General features: G+C 70.6%; 14 protein-coding genes. 9 read left to right on the top strand and 5 right to left on the bottom strand.

The annotated features are described in order from the left end of the window. The first annotated feature begins 15 nt into the window (after positions 1-15). From ACM26Y_RS15215 to ACM26Y_RS15205, 3 genes are all read left to right on the top strand, one after another. Complete coding sequence (locus ACM26Y_RS15215) at positions 16-1,326, top strand: hemolysin family protein (RefSeq protein WP_416061294.1); 1,311 nt, start codon at positions 16-18, stop codon at positions 1,324-1,326. 67 nt (positions 1,327-1,393) lie between these two features. Further along, positions 1,394-2,311, top strand: a complete 918-nt coding sequence (gene era / locus ACM26Y_RS15210; RefSeq protein WP_010594261.1) for a GTPase Era — start codon at positions 1,394-1,396, stop codon at positions 2,309-2,311. A gap of 66 nt (positions 2,312-2,377) precedes the next feature. Next, the gene (locus tag ACM26Y_RS15205) at positions 2,378-2,683 is read left to right on the top strand and encodes a hypothetical protein (protein ID WP_371382479.1); all 306 of its coding nucleotides are present in this window, start codon (positions 2,378-2,380) and stop codon (positions 2,681-2,683) included. On the opposite strand, the gene ACM26Y_RS15200 is transcribed toward ACM26Y_RS15205, so the two are convergent. Together ACM26Y_RS15200 and ACM26Y_RS15195 are read right to left on the bottom strand one after the other, a co-directional pair. After that, complete coding sequence (locus ACM26Y_RS15200) at positions 2,650-3,282, bottom strand: TetR/AcrR family transcriptional regulator (protein WP_003937047.1); 633 nt, start codon at positions 3,280-3,282, stop codon at positions 2,650-2,652. The genes ACM26Y_RS15205 and ACM26Y_RS15200 overlap by 34 nt on opposite strands. Further along, on the bottom strand, positions 3,273-4,691 hold the full coding sequence (locus tag ACM26Y_RS15195; protein WP_416061293.1) for an amidase: 1,419 nt from the start codon (positions 4,689-4,691) through the stop codon (positions 3,273-3,275). Before ACM26Y_RS15195 ends, ACM26Y_RS15200 begins: the two co-directional genes overlap by 10 nt. Before the next feature lie 193 nt (positions 4,692-4,884). Here ACM26Y_RS15195 and ACM26Y_RS15190 point away from each other — a divergent pair, with 193 nt between their 5' ends. The 5 genes from ACM26Y_RS15190 to ACM26Y_RS15170 all read left to right on the top strand — a co-directional run bounded on the left by ACM26Y_RS15190 (position 4,885) and on the right by ACM26Y_RS15170 (position 8,535). Continuing rightward, a complete protein-coding gene (locus tag ACM26Y_RS15190) occupies positions 4,885-5,922 on the top strand; it encodes an alpha/beta fold hydrolase (protein WP_289380798.1) in 1,038 nt (345 codons plus the stop codon). Positions 5,923-5,986: 64 nt separating this feature from the next. Further along, entirely contained in the window at positions 5,987-6,802 is an 816-nt protein-coding gene (gene recO / locus ACM26Y_RS15185) for a DNA repair protein RecO (protein WP_081608744.1), read from the top strand. Continuing rightward, positions 6,759-7,565 (top strand): isoprenyl transferase, encoded by an 807-nt coding sequence (locus tag ACM26Y_RS15180; RefSeq protein ID WP_416061292.1) that lies wholly within the window; start codon positions 6,759-6,761, stop codon positions 7,563-7,565. Before recO ends, ACM26Y_RS15180 begins: the two co-directional genes overlap by 44 nt. Beyond that, the gene (locus tag ACM26Y_RS15175) at positions 7,562-8,035 is read left to right on the top strand and encodes a hypothetical protein (protein ID WP_003937052.1); all 474 of its coding nucleotides are present in this window, start codon (positions 7,562-7,564) and stop codon (positions 8,033-8,035) included. The genes ACM26Y_RS15180 and ACM26Y_RS15175 overlap by 4 nt, the downstream gene beginning before the upstream one ends. Beyond that, a complete protein-coding gene (locus ACM26Y_RS15170; protein ID WP_416061291.1) occupies positions 8,032-8,535 on the top strand; it encodes a T3SS (YopN, CesT) and YbjN peptide-binding chaperone 1 in 504 nt (167 codons plus the stop codon). The genes ACM26Y_RS15175 and ACM26Y_RS15170 overlap by 4 nt, the downstream gene beginning before the upstream one ends. Positions 8,536-8,545: 10 nt before the next feature. Here the strand turns inward: ACM26Y_RS15170 and ACM26Y_RS15165 are convergent, their stop codons facing one another. Beyond that, positions 8,546-8,974, bottom strand: a complete 429-nt coding sequence (locus ACM26Y_RS15165) for a Fur family transcriptional regulator (protein ID WP_416063684.1) — start codon at positions 8,972-8,974, stop codon at positions 8,546-8,548. 8 nt (positions 8,975-8,982) lie between these two features. Continuing rightward, on the bottom strand, positions 8,983-9,369 hold the full coding sequence (locus ACM26Y_RS15160) for an ArsR/SmtB family transcription factor (RefSeq protein WP_416061290.1): 387 nt from the start codon (positions 9,367-9,369) through the stop codon (positions 8,983-8,985). A gap of 166 nt (positions 9,370-9,535) precedes the next feature. Between ACM26Y_RS15160 and ACM26Y_RS15155 the strand changes: the two genes are divergently transcribed. Then, complete coding sequence (locus tag ACM26Y_RS15155) at positions 9,536-10,927, top strand: glycine--tRNA ligase (protein WP_371382482.1); 1,392 nt, start codon at positions 9,536-9,538, stop codon at positions 10,925-10,927. Positions 10,928-10,993: 66 nt separating this feature from the next. Here the strand turns inward: ACM26Y_RS15155 and ACM26Y_RS15150 are convergent, their stop codons facing one another. After that, on the bottom strand, positions 10,994-13,021 hold the full coding sequence (locus tag ACM26Y_RS15150; RefSeq protein ID WP_416061289.1) for a TPM domain-containing protein: 2,028 nt from the start codon (positions 13,019-13,021) through the stop codon (positions 10,994-10,996). Positions 13,022-13,031: the final 10 nt, after the last annotated feature.

Here is a 13,031-nt window from a genome sequence, read left to right as displayed (position 1 = left end):
GTTCGGAGCATCGGCATGAGTGCCCCCGCGCTCGTCGCCGCCGCCGTCGTGCTGGTGGCGCTCGGCGGATTGTTCGCGGCGGTCGACTCGGCGCTGAACACCGTCTCCCCGGCCCGGGTGGAGGAACTCGCGAAGGGCGAACGGCCCAGCGCGCAGAAGCTGCTGGTGATCCTCGGAGACCGCCCCCGGTACGTCAACCTGATGGTGCTGCTGCGCATTCTGTGCGAGATCACCGCGACGGTCGTGCTGGTGGCGGCGCTGCTCGACCGGATGGACCACACCTGGGCGCTGGTCACCGCTGCCGTGGTCATGGTGCTCGTGGACTACATGGTGATCGGCGTGGGTCCGCGCACCCTCGGCCGCCAGCACGCGTATTCCATCGCCCTGGGCGCGACGGTGCCGCTGCGCGTGATCGGTGTGCTGCTCGGCCCGCTGAGCAGACTGCTGATCCTGATCGGCAATGCGATCACCCCCGGTCGCGGATTCCGGAACGGGCCGTTCGCCAACGAGATCGAGCTGCGCGAGCTGGTGGACATGGCCCAGGAGCGCGGCGTCGTCGCGGCCGAGGAACGGCGAATGATCCAGTCGGTGTTCGACTTCGGCGACACCACCGCGCGCGAGGTGATGGTGCCGCGTCCCGAGATGGTGTGGATCGAGGCGGACAAGACCGCCGGCCAGGCCACCTCGCTCGCGGTACGCAGCGGGCACTCCCGCATCCCCGTGGTCGGGGAGAACGTCGACGACATCCGCGGCGTCGTGTACCTGAAGGATCTGGTGCAGCAGACCTACTATTCACGCGACGGCGGCCGGAGTGTGACCGTGGCCGAGGTGATGCGCCCGGCGGTGTTCGTCCCCGATTCCAAGCGTCTCGACGATCTGCTGGCCGACATGCAGCGCGACCGCAACCACATGGCGCTGCTCGTCGACGAGTACGGCGGCATCGCCGGTCTCGTCACCATCGAGGACATCATCGAGGAAATCGTCGGCGAGATCGCCGACGAGTACGACACCGCAGAGATCGCCCCCGTCGAGGATCTCGGCGACGACACCTTCCGGGTCTCCGCTCGATTGCCCGTCGAGGACCTCGGTGACCTGTTCGACGTCGCGCTCGACGATCTCGAGGTCGACACCGTCGGCGGACTGCTCGGGTTCGTGCTCGGCCGGGTACCGTTGCCGGGCTCGGAGGTGGAGATCCACGGCTTGCGGCTGCGCGGCGAGGGCGGCCGCGACGCCCGCGGCCGGGTCCGCATCAACACCGTGTACGTGCAACGGGTTCCCGTGACCGAGGAGGCCGCCGCGGTCGCCGAGGAGCCGGTCGACGGGTGACCTCGTCGCCGAGGCCCCACACCCCGTGCCGATCCGTACGGCGGCACCACAGACGAGGAGCTCTGCATTGACCGATCCCGACTTCCGTTCCGGCTTCGTGTGTTTCGTCGGCCGCCCCAACACCGGCAAATCGACGCTGACGAATGCGCTCGTGGGCAGCAAGATCGCGATCACCTCGTCGCGCCCGCAGACCACCCGGCACACCATCCGGGGCATCGTGCACCGGGAACACGCACAGATCATCCTCGTCGACACTCCCGGCCTGCACCGGCCGCGGACCCTGCTCGGGCAGCGCCTCAACGACCTGGTGCGCGACACCTATTCGGAGGTCGACGCGGTCTGCGTGTGCATCCCGGCGGACGAGAAGATCGGCCCCGGCGACCGCTGGATCGTCGAACAGGTGCGGCAGGTCGCCCCCCGCACGAAGCTGATCGGCATCGTCACGAAGATCGACAAGGTCAGCAAGGAACGGCTCGCACCGCAGCTGCTCGCCGTGTCGGAGCTGCTGGGGCCCGACGTGGACGTCGTGCCCGTGTCCGCCACCTCGGGGGAACAGCTCGAGGTCCTCGTCGACGTTCTCGCCTCGCACATGGAACCCGGGCCGGCGTTCTACCCCGACGGGGAGCTGACGGACGAGCCCGAGGAGACGCTCATGGCCGAGCTGATCCGCGAGGCCGCGCTCGAGGGGCTCGGCGACGAGCTGCCCCATTCGCTCGCGGTAGTGATCGAGGAGATCTCCGAGCGGGAGGGCCGAACCGAGAAGCAGGGCGAACTGCTCGACGTGCATGCGCTGCTGTACGTGGAGCGGCCGAGCCAGAAGGGCATCGTCATCGGCAAGGGTGGTGCGCGCCTGCGCGAGGTCGGTACGGCCGCCCGGTCGCAGATCGAGAAGCTGCTCGGTGTGAAGATCTACCTCGATCTGCACGTCAAGGTCGCCAAGGACTGGCAGCGTGATCCGAAGCAACTCGGCCGCCTCGGCTTCTGATCTACGGTGGTCCCCGAGAGGTCTTGGGGGCCACGGCCCCGGGCTGCGAACGCGGAAGAGACAGCCGTGAACGGTGATTCGGCGAGCGGTGTACGGGCGGTGGTGACGCGGAATCGCGTCGCCGTCGGCGTCGTCCTGGCGGCATTGTGTCTCGGACTCGCCGTGCTCTGGCTGTTCGTGGTGCCCGCGAAGGCCGGCACCACGACCGGTGTGCAGGAAGCGGCGATCCGCTACGGACATCCGGCGTGCTGGGCGCTGCTGGCGACGGCCTCCGTCCTGTTCGCGGTGCGGGCCCCGCGCCGGTCGGTCGACGTCGTCGTGCGGAGCGCCCTCGCGGCCTACGTGATCTTCGTCGTCGCCACCGTGGTGTGACCGGTGCCCGGGTCACCTCCCGCGGTGTCCGGGGAGACCGCGCTGCGGACCAGGTGCAGCACGGAGGTCGCGATGTCCACCGCACCGCCGGTGGCGAGGCGCCGCAGCTGCAGGCCCGTGATCGTGGCCACCAGCGTCGGCGCGATCGATTCCGCTCGGGGTACGCCGAGTTCTGTGAGGATCGTTGCGGTCAGCGCATCGTAGGCGGACCAGCACTGTGCCGCGGCGTCCCGCAGCTGGGCATCCCTGCCCGCCTGGATGTAGAGCTCGAACGGGGCGATCCGTTCGGCCGAGAACGACAAGTCCTCGGCAACCTGCTCGGTGAGTGCTGCGGCGTCGACCAGGCTCGGATCCCGGCCCCGGTACTCCTGTGCGAGCTCGCGCAGTCGTGTGGTCTCGTCGGCGACGAATGTCGTGAGCGCCGAGCGCAGCAGATCGGACTGGGTGGGGAAGTGGTAGGTGATCGACCCGAGCGAGACCTCCGCCCGGGCGGCGATGCGGCGGTTGGTGACTGCGGCGATGCCGTCCGTGCCGATCAGGTGCAGGGTCGCGGCGACGATCCTGCTGCGGACATCCGTGCCCATCGAGCTCACCACCATCGCCGCGGCGTGTGACGATCCCAGCGCAGTTCCGACTCGAGCTGCGAGGCAAGGGAGATCAGCACGGGCTCGGTGTTCTCGTGCCCCATGAGCTGGGCGCCGACCGGCAGGCCCGCTCCGGTGAAGCCCGCCGGGATGTTCACGCTCGGCCAGCCCAGGACGTTCCACGGCCAGGTGTAGGGGCAGGCGGCAGTGATCACCTTGTCGGTGGCCCAGCCTCCGAGACCGTCCATTGCGTCCACCGTCGGCGGCGGAGTGGCCGTGGTGGGGGCGAGGATGACGTCGAACCGGTCGAAGATCGAGCCGATGCGCCGGCGTATGCGTGGTTCGGCGGCCCGCGCGGCACGGAGCGGGCGGCCGCGGAGCAATCGGCCGGTGCGCGCGTTCGCGCGGGTCCGGGGGTCGGCCAGGGCGGGGTCCGGCAGGCGCCGCACCCAGTCGTCGATTCCCGCCATGGACCGGGGCAGAAAGTTCAGGCCCAGCAGTTTTCCGTAGGCGGGGTCGGCGAGAGTGACCTCGTGACCCAGGGCGCGCAGGGTGCCGGCGAGGGATTCGACGCTCGCCCGGATCTCGTCGTGCAGGCGGGCGCGGGTTGCGGTGTACGGCAGGGCGAACGAGAGCGCGACGCGGAGCCGGCCCGGATCGCGGCCCACGGCGTCGGACACCGTGACGGACTCGGCTTCGTGCAGGTCGCCGACGTGGCCGCCGGCGACAGCGTCGAGCAGCAGCGCGGCATCGGCGACCGTACGGGCGAGGGTGCCGTGCGTGGTCAGGCCGTAGAACGCCTCGGGGTCGGGCCACATCGAGATCCGGCCCCGCTGCGGCTTGATCCCCACGAGGTTGGTCCAGGCGGCCGGGATACGGACCGACCCGGCGCCGTCCGAGCCCAGCGCCGCGGACACCATGCCCGCCGCCACCGCCGCAGCGCTGCCCCCGGAGGACCCGCCGGGGGTGTGGTCGCGGTGCCACGGGTTGCGGGTGTGCCCGAAGGCGCTGCCACCGGTGAACGGCCACTGGCCCAGTTCGGGGGTGTTCGTCTTGCCGACGATCACGGCGCCGGCTGCCCGCAGTCGTCGCACCACTTCCGCGTCCTGCCCACAGGCGGTGAACTCGCCGGCACATCCGAACGCGGTGACCTCCTGCGCGATGTCCGTGTCGTCCTTCACCGCGACCGGCACGCCGAGCAGGGGGAGACGGACCCCGGCGGCGAGACGCCGGTCGGCCTGCTCGGCCTCGGCGAGGGCCTGCTCGCGGCGGACGCTCCGAAAGGCGTTGAGGGCGGGATCGGCGGTCGCGATGCGGTCCAGGGCCGCCCGCGTCGCGGCGACGGACGTGGTGGCGCCCGCGGCCAGCGCGGCGGCCTCGGCGGCGAGCCCCGGCGCTCGGGTGTCGGCCTGGGGTGTGGTCATGCGGTGGCATCCTCCGGTAGCTGTTCGTTCGAACGAACAGTAACTTGTTCCAGTACGTCAGGTCGAGTGTTCGAGTTCGAGAATGTGATGCTCGTCACATTGAGGGCATGTGCGGTGGGGCGCTGGGTATGCCCCCGGGGATATCGCGGGCGCCTCCCGGGATGTCGTAGAGATCGGCTGTCAGGAGTTACACATGGGTTCATCACGCACACGCAACCTCCGGCGCGTACCGGATACGGAGACGCGGGTGGTCTTCCGGACCATCCACGGCTACCGCCGCGCGTTCCGGATTGCCGGTGAGGGACCCGCACTGCTGCTGATCCACGGGATCGGCGACAACTCCTCGACCTGGCGGGAGGTCATCCCGCACCTGGCCCGCAAGTACACGGTCATCGCGCCCGACCTGCTCGGCCACGGGCGCTCCGACAAGCCCCGCAGCGACTACTCGGTCGCCGGATACGCCAACGGTGTGCGAGATCTGCTGTCGGTGCTGGGCATCGACCGCGTCACGGTGGTCGGGCATTCCCTCGGCGGGGGCGTCGCGATGCAGTTCGCGTACCAGTTCCCGCAGCTGGTCGAGCGGCTCGTGCTGGTCTCGGCCGGCGGTGTCACCAAGGACGTGCACCCCGCCCTGCGGCTGCTGTCCGTGCCGGGACTGAGCGAGGCGCTCAAGCTGCTGCGGCTCCCGGGCGCCATGCCCGCTGTGCGGATCGCCGGGGGTCTGCTGGGCCGCTGGCACGACACGCCGCTGCGTCCCGGTGTCCTGCTGCACGACACCTCGGACCTGATCCGGGTTCTCGGGGGCCTGCCCGATCCCACAGCGTGCGAGGCGTTTCTGCGCACACTGCGGGCCGTCGTGGACTGGCGTGGTCAGGCGGTGACGATGCTCGACCGCTGCTACCTGACCGAGGACCTGCCCGTGCAGTTGATCTGGGGTGAGCACGACAGTGTGATCCCCGTCGGGCACGCGCACCTGGCGCATTCGGCGATGCCGCATTCCCGGCTCGAGATCTTCCGCAACTCCGGTCACTTCCCGTTCCGCGACGACCCCATCCGGTTCGTCCGGGTCGTCGAGGAATTCCTCGGCTCCACCGCCCCCGCCGAGTTCGACGAGCAGCGCTGGGGCCGGCTGCTCGTCAACGGCGCCGGCGAGCGCCGGATCACCGGCGGTCCCGCCACCCGGCAGGCCGTACTCGGGGCGATGGGTGCCGACGAGCGCAGCGCCACCTGAGCCGACCGAGCGAACCCGGACGTGGCGTGCGGCGGGTGTCGGCCGGGCGTGACAGACTCGGATCGTGAGGTTGTACCGGGATCACGCGGTGGTGCTGCGCCAGCACAAGCTGGGCGAGGCCGACCGCATCGTCACCCTGCTCACCCGTCGCCACGGACTCGTGCGGGCCGTCGCGAAGGGTGTGCGGCGCACCCGCTCGAAGTTCGGGGCCCGGCTCGAGCCGTTCGCGCACATCGACGTGCAGCTGCATCCGGGCCGCAGCCTCGACATCGTCACGCAGGTCCAGACCGTCGACGCGTTCGGTGCCGACATCGTCGACGACTACGGCCGCTACACCACCGCGTGCGCCGTCCTCGAGACCGCCGAACGGCTCGCCGGTGAGGAACGCGCCCCCGTCCCGCAACTGCACCGCCTCACCGTCGGTGCGCTCCGCGCGCTGTCCGACCGGATCCGGCCGCCGGAGCTGATTCTCGACGCGTACCTGCTGCGCGCGATGGCCTACGCCGGCTGGGCACCTGCGATCGGCCGCTGCGCCCGCTGCGACGAGCCCGGCCCGCACCGCGCGTTCCATGTCGCGGCCGGGGGAGCGGTGTGCGTGCAGTGCCGTCCGCCGGGTGCCGCGACCCCCGGTGCGGGGGTGCTGGACCTGATGGACGCGTTGTTCCACGGTCGCTGGGAGGGCACCGAAACGGTGCCGGCGGCCACGCGCGGGCAGGCCAGTGGCTTGATCGCTGCCCACCTGCAGTGGCATCTGGAACGGCAGTTGCGGACATTGCCCCTCATCGAACGCAGTCGTCCCCATGCCGTGGCTGTGGACGGGGAGACGGTCGGGCAGGATGGGGGGCGTGATTCGACGCCGCACCCCGCAACCATCGCGTGACCGCGAGATCCGGCCGCCCGACCCGCATCCGTCCGGCGCCCGCCCACCGGGGCTGCAGCCCGAGCTGATCCCGCGGCACGTCGCCCTGGTCATGGACGGCAACGGACGCTGGGCACAGGAACGCGGCCTGCCCCGCACCGCCGGCCACGAACGCGGCGAGGCGGTGCTGATGGACACCGTGTGCGGCTGCATCGAGATAGGCGTCAAGTGGCTCTCGGCGTATGCGTTCTCCACCGAGAACTGGAAGCGCAGCCCGGACGAGGTGCGCTTCCTCATGGGCTTCAACCGGGATGTGATCCGGCGCCGGCGCGACGAGATGCACGAGATGGGGGTGCGCGTGCGCTGGGCCGGACGACGGCCCAAGTTGTGGCGCAGTGTCGTCAAGGAACTCGAGATCGCCGAGGAATTGACCCGCGACAACGACGTGATGACTCTCACCATGTGCGTGAACTACGGGGGCCGAGCCGAGATCGCCGACGCTGCAAGAGAAATCGCGCACCGGGTGGCCGCCGGACAGCTCGACCCGGATCGTGTCACCGAGGCCACGGTGGCGCGGTACCTCGACGAACCCGACATGCCGGACGTGGACCTGTTCCTGCGGCCGTCCGGTGAGCAGCGCACCTCGAACTTCCTGCTCTGGCAGTCGGCCTACGCCGAAATGGTGTTCCAGGACAAGATGTTCCCCGACTTCGACCGTCGGGACCTGTGGGCCGCGTGTGTGGAATACGCCTCGCGCGACCGTCGATTCGGGGGTGTGAAGTGACGGACGCCGGGACCGGGCGGGGCGACCGGGTACCCGACCCCGGCGGGACGGACCCGAGCGGACTGAGCCTGCGCGAGCGGATCGCGTCCGCGCTGGCGGGGTTCGTCGCCCTGCACGAACCCAGGACGAACGGCGACGACGCGCTGGGATTCGACTACGCGGGCGTGCCCTGCGCCGTGCGGGTGGTGACCCTCACCGAGGGTCTCGACGTGGTGTCGCTGACCGGGATCCTCGCGTGGGACCTGCCCCTCGACGACGCGTTGCGCACGCGCGTCGCCACGGCAGCGGACGCGCTGCAGTTCGGGTCGATCCATCTCGTCGAGCGGGACGCCGAGGCGGACGTGGTGCTGCGGTACTCCTTTCCTGCCACCGGCCTCGACGATTCGCCCCTGACGACGATGCTGCTGCTCGTGCTCGGTGGCGCCGGCGACGCGCGTTCGGCCGTCGCGGGTACGGGCGGATCCGAGTGAGCGAACTCGACTGGGACTTCCCGATCGCCACCGGAGACGACGACGCGCTGCGCGCGGCCGTGCTGCGCATCCTGTCGACGGTCCTCGCCGAGGAGATCGAACCGGACACGGACGGCGATGTGCCGATCTGGGTCGACGATGTGCTCACCTACGTCGTCGTCGACTCCCGAGCCGGGGTGGTGGAGCTGACGACGTACCTCGTGGAGCGGATCTCCGGTCGTACCCGCGCGGCCGAGGTCCTCGTCGACCTGCAGGCGCAGTGGCCGGACGCGACGCTCGAGCTCCATCAGGACCGGGTGACGGCGGTGCAGCGCGTCCCGGCGCACCCGTTGGTGCCGGCGCACCTGGCGCGCGCGGTCGCGGTGGTGGCGGCACTCGTGCCGTCGGCTCCCGACCTCGCAACGCGGCTCGGCGGGCGGGCGTGCGTGTTCGACGAGCCGGGCGACGAGGCCGTCGATCTACTGGGCGGGTGCGGTTGCGACGGCTGCGGGTGCCGCTGAGGATCGCCGCTCAGCGGGTGTTCGCGGGCTCGGCGGCCGCGCACTCGCGGCAGGTGCCGAAGATCTCGACGGTGTGACTGACGTCGACGAAGCCGTTCGCCTCGGCCACCTCGTGGGACCAGCGCTCGACCTCGGGTCCGTCCACCTCGACGGTGAATCCGCACGCGCGGCACACGAGGTGGTGGTGGTGACCGGACGAGCAGCGCCGGTAGACGGACTCGCCGTTGTCGGTGCGCAGCACGTCGACGGTGCCGGCTTCGGCGAGGGACTGCAGGGTGCGGTAGACGGTGGTCAGGCCGATGCCCTCACCTCGCCGGCGCAGTTCGTCGTGCAGGTCCTGGGCCGAACGGAATTCCTCGATCTCGTCGAGCAGCGCGGAGATCGCACTGCGTTGTCTGGTGGAGCGGACTCCGACGACGGGTTTGGGGGCGGGCGGCACGGCTGGGGTCAACCTTCCTCGACGTGGGCGACGGCATCGACGACGATGTGGGCGAGATGGTCGTCGACGAGACGGTAGAGCACCTCGCGGCCGGCGCGCTCGCCGCGGACCACCCCCGCGGCTTTGAGGATGCGCAGGTGCTGGCTGATGAGCGGTTGGGTGACGCCGAGCGCGCCGACCAGCTCGTGGACGCAGCGCTCGGACTCGCGCAGTTGCAGCACGATCGCGATGCGCACGGGTGCGGCCAGGGCGCGCAGCAGCTCGCCGGCGGCGGCGAGGGTCTCGCGCGACGGAGCCGGGGCCGGGGAGGGTGTCACCGAGCCCGGCCGGCAGTCCTCGTGCGGTGGGTTCGCGGCGGTGGCGTCGCCGCCGCGGCCGGTGTCGGCAACGCTCAACGGGTCTCCTTCGGGTCCTCGGCCGCGTTATTGCAAACCGATTCCATTTTGATATGCACGAATGTGCATGTCAACCGGCGCGAAGTTCGGCCCCACCGACCGGAGCGATAGGCTTACGGGTCGACGCACGCTGCGAAACCCCGCATCGAAGATGGAGTGAATCCGAGTGGCACCGAAATCCAAGATCGATACCGTCGCCAACCTGGCCAAGCGCCGGGGCCTGGTCTACCCCTGCGGTGAGATCTACGGCGGTACGAGGTCGGCCTGGGACTACGGGCCGCTCGGCGTGGAGCTCAAGGAGAACATCAAGAAGCAGTGGTGGCGCAACATGGTCACCAGCCGTGAGGACGTCGTCGGTCTGGACTCGTCGGTGATCCTGCCGCGTCAGGTGTGGGTCGCGTCGGGTCACGTCGGAGTCTTCAACGATCCGCTCGTCGAGTGCCTGAGCTGCCACAAGCGCCACCGCCAGGACCACCTGCAGGAGGCGTACGCCGAGAAGAACAAGCTCGACGATCCCGACGCTGTTCCCATGTCGGAGATCGCCTGCCCCGACTGCGGCACCAAGGGCCAGTGGACCGAGCCCCGCGACTTCAACATGATGCTCAAGACCTATCTCGGTCCGATCGAGAGCGAGGAGGGGCTGCACTACCTGCGCCCCGAGACCGCGCAGGGCATCTTCGTGAACTTCGCGAACGTGCTCACCACGTCGCGCAAGAAGCCGCCGTTCGGCATCGGCCAGATCGGCAAGAGCTTCCGCAACGAGATCACCCCGGGCAACTTCATCTTCCGGACCCGCGAGTTCGAGCAGATGGAGATGGAGTTCTTCGTCAAGCCGGGCGAGGACGAACAGTGGCATCAGTACTGGATCGACTACCGGATGGACTGGTACACCGGGCTCGGCATCAACAAGGACAACCTGCGCCTGTACGAGCACCCGCAGGACAAGCTGTCCCACTACTCGAAGCGCACCGTCGACATCGAGTACCGCTTCCACTTCCAGGGCAGCGAATGGGGTGAGCTCGAGGGCGTCGCCAACCGCACCGATTTCGACCTGTCGACGCACGCGCAGCACTCGGGTGCCGACCTGAGCTTCTTCGACCAGACCACCAGCGAGCGGTACACCCCGTACGTCATCGAACCGGCAGCGGGCCTGACGCGTTCGCTCATGGCCTTCCTCGTCGATGCCTACAGCGAGGACGAGGCGCCCAACGCGAAGGGTGGCGTCGACAAGCGCACCGTGCTGCGCCTCGATCGCCGGCTCGCCCCGGTCAAGGCGGCGGTGCTGCCGCTGTCGCGCAATGCGGACCTGAGCCCCAAGGCGAAGGACCTCGCCGCGCAGCTGCGCCAGCACTGGAACATCGAGTTCGACGACGCCGGCGCCATCGGCCGTCGCTACCGTCGCCAGGACGAGATCGGCACCCCGTTCTGCATCACGGTCGACTTCGACACCCTCGAGGACCAGGCCGTCACCATCCGTGAGCGCGACACCATGGCGCAGGAGCGCGTCGGGCTCGACCAGGTCGAGGGCTACCTGGCGCAGCGGCTGATCGGCGCCTGACCACGCAGCGGCAGTGAGTGGGGGCCGCCTCGCGCGAGGCGGCCCCCACTCACTGCGCGGTCGCGACTAGAACCGCCCCCCGCTCGAGCCGCCGAAGCCGCCGCCGCCGAAGCCGCCGCCGCCGAAGCCCCCACCGCCGAAGCCCCCACCGCCGAAGCCCCCGCGGCCACCGGTCAGGACGCTGTTGATCAGGATGCCGCCGAGCACCGCACCGGCGATGTTGCCGCCCGATGCGCCGCCGCGGGGCGGACGCTGCTGACGGTCCCAGCGCTGCACGTCGTTCTGCGCTGCACGCAGCGCATTTGCCGCGAGAGTCCCCGCTGCCTGAGCGTGTTGCAGCGCCCGGCCCGGTTCGTGCGCGGCGAGTTGCTGCGCGGCCTGCAGATGACGCTGCGCCTCCGACAGGCGGGTGCGGGCTTCGGCGCCGATCACGCCGCGCCGCGTCCCGATGAAGTCCGCGGCGGCGGTGACCTGGGACTGGGCGGCCGTCAGATCCTGCTCGAGACGCTGACGGGTGCGCTGTGCCTCCTCCTGTGCCTGCCGAGTGCGGGCCCGCAGCGCGTCGAGGCGGGCGTCCGCCTCCACGACCCGGGTGAAGCTGCCCAGAGGATCGGTGTTCATCGCCGCCCGGGCGTGGTCGAGTGCCTCCTGCGCCGCCTTGCGGGCTTCGGCCAGTTCCACGCCCCCGGTGGCCGCGAGTTGTTCGGCGTCGGCGATGCCCTGCGCGGCGTCGGCCATCGCCGCCGGCAGAGTCGCGATCGCCCGCCGGATGTCGTCGGCGGCGTGGTCGACCGCGTCGAGCATGGTCGTCGCGTGTCCGAGAGCGCCTTCCGCTTCCCGGATGGCGCGCACGGCGTCGCCCTGCTCGCCGACGGGGCGCGCCACCGCGGTCCGGCCTCGGTCGACGGACTTCTCGGCGAACTCGATCTCGTCCTGGGCCAGCGCCACATTGTCGGTGATCGGGGCGAGCGCGCCGGCCGGGAACTCCGTGCGCAGGTCCGCCAGCGTCGCCTCGGCCTGGGGTAGGCGCGCCCGCAACGCGATCGCGCGCTGGGTGAGTGCGTCGAGTCGGGCGGGTGCATCGAGCAGCAGATCGCGCATCCGGTCGAACGCTTCGACCTGCGCGTCGAGTTCCCGGTCCGCGCGCCCACACGACGAGATCAACTGCACGAGCATCTCGCGCTGCTGCTGAGGCGTCTCGGGGATGGCGTCGTCGAGACGCTGCCGGATCTCGAACGCGGACGCCAGGGCCGACTGCGCCTGACGGTAGGCGTGGTCGAACGGTTGAACCGCGCCGTCGCCGAATTCCCCGCGCGCCAGTTCCAGCGCCTCGTAGCTCGAACGGACCGCGTTGTCGGTCTCGACCAGGATCTTCCGGGCGTGCAGTTCGAGCCCCTCGAGCGGCAGTGCGCTCAGCGCGTCGGTGTCGGTCGGGTCGGTGTCCGCCGCCGCCCGGGCGCCCGCCTCGGCCCGCTTGCGCTTGGCGCGCTTGGAGTACAGGTACACCCCGCCTGCGCCGGCGGCGATGACCCCGCCCCCCACCAGCAGCGTGGTGCCCGAACCCGAACCCGAGGTCGACAACGCCCCGTCGAGGCCCTCGGCCGCCGCCACCGCGGCGCCGGACCAGTTCTCGTTCCGCAGCTGCGGCACGATCCGCTCCGTACTGATGGCGTCCCGCTCGGACGCGGTGACCCCGGACAGGGCGTTCGGCGTCCACAGCGCGTACTCGCGGTCCTGCGTGGCCACGGCCAGCAGGGCGGTGTCCGTCCCGAAATTGCTGGCCTGCGCGGTCCGCTCGGTCCAGTCGTCGGACGACAGCCCCGAGAACGTCGGCACGTACGCCACCCACAACTGCACCCCGTGCTCGGCGTAGAGCGCGTCCGCCGCCTGCTCGATCTGCGCCGTCGCCGCAGGATCCAGCACGCCGGCCGTGTCGGTGACCGGCTGCGGGAGCCGGAAGGGTGGCTCGGCCGTCGCCGAACCGGGCAGCAGCAACCAGAGCAGCGCCGCGAGCAGGACCGGCACCGACAGCGACAGCGAACGGTGGAGCGGACGGCCCGAACGTGGCCGGACGACGACCGGATACGGTGACATGCGTCCGAAT

It is taken from the genome of Rhodococcus indonesiensis (assembly GCF_047782815.1).
Classification (GTDB): domain Bacteria; phylum Actinomycetota; class Actinomycetes; order Mycobacteriales; family Mycobacteriaceae; genus Rhodococcus; species Rhodococcus indonesiensis.
The sequence above is the reverse complement of the archived record's forward strand: the minus strand, read 5'-3'. Positions and strand labels throughout refer to the sequence as shown.